Genomic DNA, 12,646 nt, shown 5'->3' on the forward strand with positions numbered 1-12,646 from the left:
AGGACGGGATTGAAGGGGCAGGATAGCGGCTTTGCCGGATCCGGAGGGGACTTGTCCCCGAAGGCGGTTGGTCGGACAGCGAGAGAAGCTGAAATTAACGCCGCTTGTGCTAACGCCTTCGGGGACAAGTCCCCTCCAACCCGTGGCACTTTTCACGTCCCCCGAATTAACTCCCGCAACATGAACCGATTCGGGTGGCAGGCTTCGGCGACGCTGCGGGGCAGCGGCAGGGGTTCGTCGCTGAGCCAGGCGGCGAGCAGCTCGGCGCACAACGGCGCGGTGATCAGGCCTCGTGAGCCGTGGCCGCTGTTGATGTACAAGCCATCCAGCCAAGGGCAGGGCGCATCCGGCACTTGACGAGCGTCTTTGCTCAGCGCCGTGTAAGTCTGGGTAAACGCGTCCTTGTCTGCCAGTGGTCCGACGATGGGCAGGTAATCCGGGCTGGTGCAGCGAAAGGCCGCGCGGCCTTGCAAGTCTTCTGGCGTCAGGCTGTTTGCGGCAAGTCGCTCGACCAGATCATCGGATATCTCCTGCATATAGTGCAGGTTGCCCAAGTGATCGGCAGTGGTGGTGCTCAGGTCTTCATTCTTGAAGTCAAAACTGGCGCCCAGCGTGTGTTCGCCCAGACGCGGCGGGGCAACGTAACCTTCGGCGCAAACCACCGTGCGCAACGCCTGGCTGGCCTCGGTCTGCGGCAAACGGGTGATTTGCCCGCGAATGCGTTTGAGTGGCAAATCAGCGCTGGCCGGGAAGCGCTTGATATCGGCCGCCCCTGCCAGAATCACCACCGGCGCGCTGTCCAGCAGCACCTCGCCATCCCAGGCTTGCCATTGATCGCCGTCTCGGCGCAGTTCGACGATTTCTCGATGCAGTTGCAGCTGAATGTTCGGGTGCGTCGCGTGGGCACGGCACAGCGCTGGCGGATGAACCCAGCCGCCCTCCGGGAAAAACAGCCCGCCGCTGTTGAGCGTGATACCGCTACGGGCTTGTGCGTCGGACTTATCCACAAGCAGCAACAGTTCGGGGCTGAACGCCTCGGCCAACTGCGCCTGGCGCTGGGCTTCCTTGTCGTTGAACGCCAGTTGCAGCACGCCGCAGCCATCCCAGTCGACGCCGCGTTGCAGACGCTCGATGGCGCGGCGCGTGTAGCCGAAACCGCTGAGGATCAATTGCGACAGTGCCGTGCCGTGCGCGGAAAGCTTCAGATACAGCACGCCCTGCGGCATGCCCGACGCTTCCTGGGCCACCTCGGCATGCCGCTCCAGCAAGCTGACCTGCCAACCCCGCGCGGCAAGGCTGGCGGCGGTCGTGCAACCGGCCATTCCGGCGCCGATCACCAGCGCCTTGCGTTCACCTGTGTGGTTCACCGGCCGGGCGAACCAGGGTTTCGCGGCAGCAATAGCCGGGGCCTCTGCGGGCCAGCCGACAAATACGCCGCGCAACACTTCCCATTTATGCCCGATGCCCGGCACGCGTTTCATCTTGAAACCTGCAGCGTTCAAGGCACGGCGTACCCAGCCGGTGCTGGTGAACGTCCCGAGGGTTGAATCCGGAGCCGCCAGCCGTGCCAGTTCGGCGAACAGTTCCGGCGTCCACATTTCCGGGTTTTTTGCTGGGGCAAAACCGTCGAGAAACCACGCGTCTATCTGCCCGTCCAGCTGCGGCAGCATTTCCAGCGCGTCGCCGATCAGCAACGTCAGTGTCACGCGTCCGCCGTCGAACACAAACCGCTGGAAGCCTTCATGCACCGCCACGTATTGCGCGAGCAACTGCTCGGCAAATCCTGCCAGTTCCGGCCAGAGCGCCAGTGAGCGTTGCAGGTCGGCAAGGCTCAGGGGGAATTTCTCGACGCTGATGAAATGCAGGCGGGCGCTGGCCGTGGCGCATTCCTCGAACAACTGCCAGGCGCAGAGAAAATTCAGCCCCGTGCCGAATCCGGTTTCGCCAATGACCAAACGGTCGTGTTCGGGCAACGCAGTAAATCGATTGCGCAGATCGTTCTGCACCAGAAACACATGCCGTGTCTCCGCCAAGCCGGATTCGGTGGAGAAATACACATCGGAAAATTCCCGTGAATGGGGATTGCCTTGTTCATCCCAGTCGATTTGGGCGTGGCGGGTAACGGTCATGTCGGTCGGGCCTGTGCGCGGGGGCAGCATCTTAACGGCTATTAACTATTTATACCTTGGCGCCGCGCAATAGCTGATCAGCTCTCGCTTCTTTTCTTCTTGATAAGGACAGTGAGCATGACCGCGATATCCGCCCAGCCCCACCAGCAACTGATCAGCGATACGCTGCCTGCGTGGTACGTAGAGACCACGGCGCAACACCGGCAAGCATTGAATGGCGACATGGTCCGAGGCCAGCAACTGCGCCAACAGTGGGGCGAAACGCTGGCGCGGATCAACGCGCTGGACGAGTTTGCCAGGCCGCTGCTGATCAAGGCACTGGACAATGAGTTCGGCCCAGGTCTGGACGTCGACAACACCTACGTCTTCAAGGACATTTACCAGCGCGGTGCTTTTGGTCAGTTGCAACTCGCGTCCCCTGACGTTTGCCTGCAAACCCTGTTGCATGCTGCGCTGCAGAATTTCCACCAGGAAGAGGTCGATGAGCCGCATAAATCGGGACGCGTGCGGATCGTCGAAATCAGGCATGTCACGGACCAACGTTACGGCAGTTACGACGAGTACCCGCGTCATCCCATGAATATCGATCCGGGCAGGTTCATGCGGGTTTGTCGCGAGCTGGATCTGGGTGGCCAATATCAGCGGCACCTGGACACTGTGTTCGGGTCGTCCAGCGGCGAACCGGCTGTGAGCGCCGCGCAGATCACCGATCTGATCGGCCGCAACGAACACAATGCGCTGAAGGTTCAGGCGCACATCGCCTATATGCGCAAGGATATTTCCGAAACGTTCTACACCCATCTGCTGGCCCTGCCGGAGCGTTCGCGGAGCCGCACGCTGGATTACGGCTGCCTGAAAATCTGCGACTTCAGCGTGCGCGACATTATGGTGTTCACCCTCAAGGGTGAAAAAGCCTGTGTGATCTACGTCCCTGGCGAACCGGGGCAGGGCATGAAAGAGTTCAGTTCTTTCGAGCAACTCAAGCAGCTGTTGAACCACCAGTTCACGCCGACCTATTGCAAGGCGTTCCTGAACCGCTTTATCGCGCAACGCAGCAAGGCAGCTTTTTACGCCAAGGTGGCCAATCGCATCGCCCCGGCCCGCTTGCGTTTCGATCCCGAGGACCACGCGGTTATTCCGCGCTTGATCCATGTGCGCGAGGTAGACGCGGACTTCGATCTGGAGATTGAACTCGATGACATTCCTTACGACCTGTTCGGCCATTTTCACTTCCAGAAAATGCTGCGCATCAAGGACGATGCCCGAGTGCTGGCAGTGCCCACCGGCGACGAAGATGAAGCATCGCGTCGGGCTCGATTGTCCGGATACATCTCGCTGGGCCTGAACGTGGTGAACCTTGCCGCGCTGTTCGTGCCATTGCTGGGCGAGGCGATGATGGTGGTAGCCGGTGCGCAATTGCTGACAGAGACGTTTCAGGGGGTCGACGCCTGGACTCACTCTGACATGGATGAGGCCCTTGAACATTTGGGCAGCGTCGCGGAAAACCTCGCGTTCATGGCCGCGTTTGGTGCGCTGGTCAAGGCAGGCCAAGCGCCAGAGATGCCGCCGCTCAAGCGTTCGCCTTTTATCGACAAGATGGTCCCGACCAGACTGCCTGGCGGCGAGATGCGTTTAGCGTCCCCGGATCTGACGCCCTTCGCCCAGGATACTCATCTGGCCGACCCAGCGTTGCCGGGCGCGGCCGATGTTGTGCAACGTTCAGCGCTGGACCAGGAAATCCACAGGTTCCACCGGCAGATCAATGACGTCGCCGGCTTTACCTCGGCCGATGCGCAATTGCAGATGGAGTTATTGGTGGCATTGCCAGGCTGGCCTGTCGGGCGGCCTATTCATGTGCTTGATGCCCAAGGCCTGAAAATCGCTGAATTTGGCTCGGGAGCCTTGCCGTCGGCTCATCCCAACCGGGTGCCGAGCCTTGAACCGTTGCAGGTGCGGCAAACCCGGATCGCCGAAGGCCAGCTCCTGCAAGCAGTAATCGAAGGGTTGGGCGAGGGTGGGCAAAACCGCGTCTTTGGTCGCTCGACGCCCCGCACGCCGGAGAATCTGGCGGCGCACATTGCCCGCTTCGCCGAGGGTCGCTCTGCGTGGCTGTTTGACCGGCTGTACCAGCGCCGGGAGGTGAGCAGCGATCCGCTGGTCAACCTGATCAAACGCGACTTTCCTTCACTGCCGGTAACGGACGCCCGGGAACTGCTGTCCCGCGCCTCTGCTGAACAGATCGCTGGCATGACCGCCACCCGGCGCGTGCCTTTGGAAATCGCAGGCAAGGCCCGTGGTTATGTTCGGCAGATCCGCATTGATCGTGCGCTGGAAGGTTTTTGCCTGGCGTCCAAGGCGGATAACCCCGACACGCTCAAGGTGTCTTTGGCGTTGCTGGGCGATTTGCCGGGCTGGCCGAACGATCTGCGTCTTGAGGTTCGTGATGGCGCCTGGAGCGGTGAAGTGATCGAGAGCCTTGGCAAACCTAACGCGCTGCAGCGCCGGGTGCTGATCAAGCGAGGCCTGGCGTTTCAGGCAGTTGACGGTCCGGGCACTGAACCGGGCCCCGCCATCGGTGAACAGGACAATTTCTTTTCTGCCGTGTTGCACGCGTTGCCCGAGGCGTCGCGACAGGCCATCGGTTTGCCGGACGCCAGGGCAGATGCTCCGGCGTTGCGCATGCGCATTATCGATGCCGCATTCAACGATCGCCGTCGCGTTTCGAAAACCCTCCGTCAGTGGGCGCTCAAGCCCCGTGTGCGCTGGCCTGAACGACTGGCCGACGGACGAATTGGCTACAAATTGAGTGGCAGGGGGCAGCTGAACCCGGAGGCTCAGCGATTGGATGGATACGCCGTTACCAGACGCGAGTTAGTCGCTACGTTGCGCAGGTTGTACCCGGAAGCACCTGATATTGAGGGTTACCTGTTCCGCAGCCTGGTGAGCAACGGCAACGATGTGCAAGCCTTGCTGAACACCACCCTGGAAAATCAGCAGGCATTTGACGAGCTTCGTTCCACGCTGGAAGGCTGGGTCGAGGTCGGCGAGGCAACGCAGATGGCCGCACGACGTTCCATCGCCGAGGCCATCAGCCATGGCTGGCGCTCCAGTCACCTGCACTCGCCGCTCAGTGATCGTGGGCTGGTGCTGGCAGCGGTTGATTTCTCCCTGCTGGAAGATTTGCCGGAATTGCCCGAGCATTTCAGCGTAATCAGAAGAATCACCCTCGATAACATCACCACGACTGGCGATCAGATGAGCCGGTTCCTGCAGCGTTTTCGACAGCTGACGCGCCTGGAAATCCTCGGTCCCGGACTCAGCCGCGTTCCCGAAGGGCTGGGCGTGTTATCCCGATTGACTGGCCTGTCCTTCGAGGACACGGGGCTGATCATCGATCAGGCAGCCATGAACCAGTTCATGAATCTGCCTGAACTTGGCATGCTGGACCTGTCAGGCAATACGCTGGGCGAGCTGACGGATACCAGTCGCCTGCAGGTCAGAAGGCTGTACATGGCGAACATGCAATTGACCCAGTGGCCGGAGTGGACTAACGATCTTGCGCTGAATGTGCTGGATGTCAGCGGGAACCAGATCGTGCATTTGCCCCAGTTCCTGATCGATAACGAGCAGGGCCCCATGTTTCAGATGACGGTTTATGGCACTGACAACCCCTTCGATCATGATGAGCTGCTTGAATGCTGGTTGAACCAGCGCAACAGCAATATCTATGAACTGGAATACGATTACCCTGACAGTATTCGCGACCTGGCGCGCACACCGCCGACCTCGGAAGCGGACACCGATGACTATTCGTCGGACGATGACAGCCCCTCGCACAGCCACTCCGTTAGCCAATCCTCTCATTCAGCACCGACGGCTTCGGTGGACATCTGGATCGTGGAGGGGCGCACGGAACTCAACTCCAGAATCTGCGCGGCCTGGAACGTTGTAGAGCAGGCCGGTGACGCGCCGAATTTGCTGGTGCTGCTGCAAAGGCTAAGGGAAAGCCGGGACTTCACTCGGGTCCATGAAGAACTGGCCAGTGATGTCATGCGGGTACTTGAGGCCGCAGCGGAGAATGCCGGGCTGCGGGCTGAGCTGGAAATCATGGCCAATGATCGGCTGTTCGGTGCTGACCAGACCTGTCAGGACGGCGCGCGGTTGATCTTCAGCGATATTCAGGTCGCGGTGTACGCCGAGGCTGCATTGCAGGACGTCCCTGAGGGCCAACAGACCGAAGTGTTGTTGGGCGTGATTCGCAGCCTGTTTCGCCTGAATGAAGCTCAGGTCATCGCCGATGTCGAGATCGCTGCCCGGGAAGCGCTTGGTGCGCGTATCGATCACGCCGAAGTCCGCATGGCCTACCGCATCGGTCTGGCCAATGAACTGAACCTGCCGGGGCAACCTGTCAGTATGGTCTGGGATCGAATCGCTGCCGTGGAACACCGGAGCATTCTCGAGGCCGGGCGTGTCATCAGGCAGCGCGAAGCCGGACCGGCGTTTCTCGAATACGCCTTGGCGGATCGACGCTGGACCGAGCGCCTGCGTGGTGAGTATCAAGCGGATCTGGAGCGCGTTACGGCATCGGTTCGGGCGGAGCAGGATGCATTGCTGGAGCATCCGCCGGTCGATATGGTAGAAAACCTTCGTCGCCATGGCGCCATTTACGAGCGTCTGAATGACGCCCATGCGGCGAACGATCCTGCCGCGCTGGTTGCCGCTGACCGGGACCTGGCAGAGCTGAACGCCAACCCGCCTGTGGATAACGATGAATTCGACCGTCAGGGCCGGGAATTGATGGCCAGGCTGGCCGCTGCGGAAAAAGCCTTGCTGGAGCAATTGACCGACACTCTGCGTCAAGACTGGTAAGCGCTGCGCCGCCCGGCCTTTGCTGCATAAAAGGCCCGCCATTGAAACCGGCGGGCCTTTTAATTGATCCACGAGGATCGCCAGGACATTCAGCTGGTCTACATTAGCCGCAGACATCTGAAGAGAGCCACTCATGTTCGAATCCGCTGAAATCGGTCACGTCATCGCCAAAGAAACCTATGACGCCGAAGTACCCGCCTTGCGTGAAGCGTTGCTGGACGCTCAGTTTGAACTCCACGAGCAGGCAGGTCGCCAGATTATCGTGCTGATCAATGGCATCGAAGGCGCGGGGAAGGGTGAAACGGTCAAGCTGTTGAATGAATGGATGGACCCGCGTTTTATCGAAGTGCGTACCTTTGATCAGCAAACCGATGAAGAACTGGCGCATCCCACGGCCTGGCGGTATTGGCGGCAATTGCCTGCCAAGGGTCGCATGGGGATTTTCTTCGGCAACTGGTACAGCCAGATGCTTCAGGGCCGGGTGCATGGCCTGTTCAAGGACGCGGTGCTCGATCAGGCGATCAATGGCTCTGAACGTCTGGAAAAAATGCTTTGCGATGAAGGTGCGGTGATTTTCAAGTTCTGGTTTCATCTGTCCAAGAAACAGATGAAGTCGCGCCTCAAGCAGCTCAAGGACGATCCGCTGCACAGCTGGCGCATCAGCCCGCTGGACTGGCAGCAATCAAAAACCTACGACAAATTCGTGCGCTTCGGTGAGCGGGTGCTGCGTCGCACCAGCCGCGACTACGCGCCTTGGCATGTGATCGAGGGCGTCGACCCTTATTACCGCAGCCTGACGGTCGGCCGCTTGTTGCTCGAAGGTTTGCAGGCCGCGTTGAAAACGCCGCAAGCCGAGTCAAACGTGGTCACCGTAGCGCCAATACCCCCAGGTCATGGCGACGTCACGCTGTTGAGCAACCTCGATATGACCTTGAACCTGGGCAAGGACGACTACGAAGAACAGTTGATCACCGAGCAGGCGCGCTTGTCCGGCAACATCCGTGACAAACGCATGCGCAAACATGCGCTGGTGGCCGTATTCGAGGGAAACGACGCAGCGGGCAAGGGCGGCGCGATTCGCCGGGTCGCCGCCGCGCTTGATCCGCGCCAATACAACATCGTGCCCATTGCGGCTCCGACCGAGGACGAACTGGCGCAGCCGTATCTATGGCGTTTCTGGCGGCAGATCCCGGCAAAGTCAAAGTTCACCATTTTTGACCGCTCCTGGTATGGCCGGGTGTTGGTCGAGCGGGTCGAGGGCTTTTGCAGCGAAGCGGACTGGCTGCGGGCTTACGGAGAAATCAACGACTTCGAAGAGCAGCTCACCGACGCCGGAATTGTCGTGGTCAAATTCTGGCTGGCCATTGACGAGAAAACCCAGCTTGAGCGTTTCCAGGCCAGGGAGAAAATCCCCTTCAAACGTTACAAGATCACCGACGACGACTGGCGCAATCGCAAGAAATGGCCGCAATACCGCGACGCCGTCTGTGACATGGTCGACCGCACCAGCACCGAAATCGCCCCCTGGACGCTGATCGAAGCCAACGACAAACGCTGGGCCCGGGTCAAGGTTTTGCGCACCCTCAACGAAGCGCTGGAAGCGGCGTTTGCGCGGGACAAGAAGAAATAACCAGAGCAGGCTGCGATCCCGTAGGACCGGATTCATCCGGGAGGGCGTCGGCTCGGGCGCCCCATCTGCGGCGTCTGAAAACCCCTTCGCGAGCAAGCTCGCTCCCACAAATTCGCACCCACAAGCGCGCTGAATTCGTTGGAGCGAGGCTTGCCCGCGAATCGGGCGCCTCGGTGGACCAGACACGCCGCGTGATCCTTCTTCGCGGGCAAGCCTCGCTCCAACGGAACGCCTTGATGCTCGTGTGACCGGATCAGTCCGGGAAAAGCGGCTCGGGCAAGATCTCCGCGGCGCCTGAGAATCTTTCGCGAATAAATTCGCTCCTACAAGGGCGGCGCTTCCATATCGTTCCAAGCATCGGCCCCGTTGGAGCGAGGCTTGCCCGCGAATCAGGTGCCTCGGTGGACCAGACACGCCGCGTTATCGTTCTTCGCGGGCAAGGCTCGCTCCAACGATTCCGTCGTGGAGATCGAGCCATCACCGCTCCCGCAGTGCCTCGGTGCGGGCTTTCAGCACCGGTTTTAGCAGGTAGTCCATCACGCTTTTTTCGCCGGTGATGATGTCCACGGTGGCGATCATGCCGGGGATGATCAGCAGGGGTTTGGCGTCGTTGCCCAGGTGATTGCGATCGGTGCGCACCTGGATCAGGTAGAAGCTGTTGCCCTTGTCGTCGGTGATGGTGTCGGCGCCGATCAGTTCCAGTTTGGCGGGCAGGCCGCCATAAATGGTGTAGTCGTAGGCGCTGAACTTGACCATGGCTTTCTGGCCGGGGTGCAGGAACGCCACATCTTGCGGGCGGACCTTGGCTTCAATCAGCAGGTTGTCTTCCAGCGGCACGATTTCCACCAGATCGCTGCCCGGCTGGACCACGCCGCCGATGGTGTTGACCTTGAGCATCTTGACGATCCCGTGCACTGGAGAGACCACCGTGGTGCGGGTCACGCGATCGTCGATGGCGATGCTGTTGGCGCTGATCTTGGACAAGTCCGAGCGTTTTTCATTGAGCTCCTTCGACGCATCGGAACGGAACGCGAATTCCGATTCCTGAACCTTGCTCTTGATCTCGTTGATCGCCGATTCAGCGCGTGGAATCGCCAGGGTCGTGGCGTTCATGGAGCCGCGAATTTCAACGGCGCTGCGTTTCAGGCGCAGGATTTCCACCGGCGAAACCGCACCAGACCCCACCAGCGGCGTGGACATGTTCAACTCCTGCTGAACCAGACCGAGGCTGTTGCGGTATTGATCCTGCTTGGAACGAAACTCCGCCAGTTCCTGGGTTTTCTGCCGCAGCTGTTCGTTGAGCGTGCGTTGCTCGCTGGCCAGGCGGCGTTGCCGGGATTGATACAGCGCCAATTCGTCCGCCGCCACCTGCGGCGCCTTGGCGATGACTTCATCGGAAAGCTTGAAAGGTCGTCCCTCAGCCTCGGCGGACAGGCGTTCAACCTGGGCGGTCAAGGTGTAGCGGTCCACCTCGCTTTCACCCTTGTTCGAGCGAAAGCGCGTGTCATCCAGGCGCAGCAGGGTTTCGCCCTTGTTGACCATCTGCCCTTCGCGGACAAAAATCTCGGTGACGATGCCGCCTTCCAGGTTCTGGATGACCTGAATCTTGCTCGACGGAATCGCCTTGCCTTCGCCCATGGTCACTTCTTCGAGGACGGCGAACTTTGCCCAGACCAGCGCGGTGACGATCAGGGCGCCAATGACCCAGACGGTCGCCCGTGAAGTCCGCGATGCATCCTGGTTCAAGGCGCCGGCCCGGTAAGGGATGAATTCAAGGTCGTCGCGCAGGCGCGGGTTGAAATAACGCGGAGTTTGAGTGGTTGCCATAAGTGTTGCTCCTTAAACCGAGGCTGAGCCGATCTGGCCTTTGCGCAATGCTTCGATGACCGCGTCCTTGGGGCCATCGGCGACGATCCTGCCGCTGTCCATGACCACCAGCCGGTCGACCAGGGTCAGCATCGACATGCGGTGAGTGACCAATAGCAGGGTTTTGCCGGGCATCAGTTCATACAGATGCTGGCGCAGGACGTCTTCGCTGCCGTTGTCCATGTGGCTGGTGGGTTCGTCGAGCAGCATGATTGGCGGGTCAAGCAGCAGGGCGCGGGCCAGCAACACGGCCTGCCGCTGACCACCGGAAAGCAGCTGGCCGCGCTCGCCCACCGGCCGGTCGAAACCTTGCGGGTGACGCAGAGCCAGCTCATCGACGCCGGTGATGCGTGCGACTTCCAGCATTCGTGTATCGCTGATGTAGCGCGCGCCCAGCGTCAGGTTGTCCCGCAGGCTACCGGCCAGCAGCGGCAGATCGTGGGCGACATAGCCGATCTGTTGGCGCAGGTCAGCGATGTCCAGTTGGCGCAGGTCCAGATTGTCGAGCAGCAACTGGCCTTCGTCTGGCTCATAGAAGCCCATCATCAGCCGCGCCAGGGTGCTTTTCCCCGAACCGCTGCGGCCGATGATGCCGATACGTTCGCCAGACCGGACCTTGAAGTTGATGCCTGACAGCGCTTCCGCCCCTTGCTTGCCATAACGGAAACTCACCTGGCTGAAACTGATGGCGCCCAACAGCGGCGTGCGCTCCAGGGATCGCTGGGCAGCATCACGTTCCTGGGGCAAGGACATCAACGCGTCGGTGCTTTTCATGGTCAGCTGCGCTTGCTGGTAGCGGGTGATCAAACCGGCGATCTGCCCCAGCGGCGCTAGGACCCGGCTGCCGAGCATATAAGTCGCCACCAGCGCACCGACGCTGAGATTGCCGGCGACGATGCTGTACACCCCGGCGACGATGGTCGCCATGCCGGAAAACTGCTGCACGAACAGCGTGCCATTGCTGGCCAGCGCAGCGAGATTGCGGGCGTGGCTGTCCAGTTGGGTGAGCGCGCCGTGGGTGGTTTCCCACTGATGCTGGCGCTGGCTTTCGGCGCCGCAGGCCTTGAGGGTTTCCAGACCGCCGAGGGTTTCGATCAGCAAAGCCTGGCGTTCGGCACCCAGGCTCAGGCTTTTTTGCACGGTATCGCGCAGGCGAATCTGGATCAGCCAGGCGAACAGAATCGTCAATGGAAAGGCCAGCAGTGGAATCACCACCAGCCAGCCGCCGAGCAGACCGATCACTGCCAGCATCAAGGCGGCGAAGGGCAGGTCGATCATGCTGGTCAAGGTGACGGCGGTGAGAAACTCCCGCAGACCTTGAAAGTCGTGAATGCTTTGGGCGAAGCCGCCGACCGTGGCCGGACGCGCCTTCATGGCCATGCCGGTGATGCGTTCGAACAGTGTTGCGGAAAGAATTACGTCGGTTTTGCGGCCCGCCTGATCCAGCAAATGCGCGCGGATCAAACGCAACGCCAGCTCGAACAGCGTGCCGACCAGCAAGCCGATGGCCAGCACCCACAGCGTCGACAATGCCTGATTGGGCACCACGCGGTCATAGGTTTGCATGACAAACAGCGGCACCATCAAGCCCAGTACGTTAATCAACAGGCTGGCGAGAATCGCATCGCTGTACAGCCAGCGGGACAATTTCAGAGTGTCGCGAAACCAGGCTTTGACCCGTGGCACCAGCGGCGCGCGCAGGTCTTCCAGCTCATGGCGCGGGCGGGCGAACAGCGCCTGGCCACTGTAGCGTTGGCTTAGTTCGTCACGAGTGACCCATTGTTCACCGCCATCGCTTTCGCAAGGCAGGATCAACGCACGGCCGTCTTCGCCCCAGCAGCGCAATACCGCGCAACTCTGCCCTTCGAGCAACAACAGGACCGGCAGGCTCAAGGTATCGATGGCGTTCAGCTCGCGGCGCAACCAGCGGGCTTGCAAACCGGCGCGGGCAGCGGCGCGCGGGAGTAAATCCGCGCTCAGACGCTGTTGCGCCAGCGGCAGGCCGGCGCTGAGGCTGGAACGACTGGCCGTGCGGTCGTGCAGCTTGCAAAGGATCAACAAACCGTCGAGCAACGGATCGTCAAAGCTTGAACGAGGGTCGAGAGGTAGAGGCAATTCCATGCTTGTCACGGGCGTACTCCCTGGGCGGATG

Annotated in this window: 5 protein-coding genes; 2 read left to right on the plus strand and 3 right to left on the minus strand. The window is 60.7% G+C overall.

Annotated features, from left to right (window positions below; translation table 11 throughout):
- Nucleotides 1-152: 152 nt before the first annotated feature.
- Nucleotides 153-2,129, minus strand: a complete 1,977-nt coding sequence (gene mnmC, locus AFK24_RS11435) for a bifunctional tRNA (5-methylaminomethyl-2-thiouridine)(34)-methyltransferase MnmD/FAD-dependent 5-carboxymethylaminomethyl-2-thiouridine(34) oxidoreductase MnmC (RefSeq protein WP_065833525.1) — start codon at nucleotides 2,127-2,129, stop codon at nucleotides 153-155.
- A gap of 117 nt (nucleotides 2,130-2,246) precedes the next feature.
- On the opposite strand from mnmC, the gene AFK24_RS11440 reads away from it, so the two are divergent.
- Together AFK24_RS11440 and pap are read left to right on the plus strand one after the other, a co-directional pair.
- Nucleotides 2,247-6,998, plus strand: a complete 4,752-nt coding sequence (locus tag AFK24_RS11440; protein ID WP_065833350.1) for a dermonecrotic toxin domain-containing protein — start codon at nucleotides 2,247-2,249, stop codon at nucleotides 6,996-6,998.
- Between the two features lie 133 nt (nucleotides 6,999-7,131).
- The gene (gene pap, locus AFK24_RS11445) at nucleotides 7,132-8,628 is read left to right on the plus strand and encodes a polyphosphate:AMP phosphotransferase (RefSeq protein ID WP_065833351.1); all 1,497 of its coding nucleotides are present in this window, start codon (nucleotides 7,132-7,134) and stop codon (nucleotides 8,626-8,628) included.
- A gap of 477 nt (nucleotides 8,629-9,105) precedes the next feature.
- Here pap and AFK24_RS11450 read toward each other — a convergent pair whose 3' ends face one another.
- On the minus strand, nucleotides 9,106-10,455 hold the full coding sequence (locus AFK24_RS11450) for an HlyD family type I secretion periplasmic adaptor subunit (protein ID WP_065833352.1): 1,350 nt from the start codon (nucleotides 10,453-10,455) through the stop codon (nucleotides 9,106-9,108).
- A 12-nt stretch (nucleotides 10,456-10,467) separates the two neighbouring features.
- Nucleotides 10,468-12,624: a type I secretion system permease/ATPase gene (locus tag AFK24_RS11455; protein ID WP_065833353.1), complete on the minus strand. Its 2,157-nt coding sequence runs from the start codon at nucleotides 12,622-12,624 to the stop codon at nucleotides 10,468-10,470.
- Nucleotides 12,625-12,646: the final 22 nt, after the last annotated feature.

The organism is Pseudomonas syringae, assembly GCF_001698815.1.
Lineage (GTDB): Bacteria > Pseudomonadota > Gammaproteobacteria > Pseudomonadales > Pseudomonadaceae > Aquipseudomonas > Aquipseudomonas syringae_A.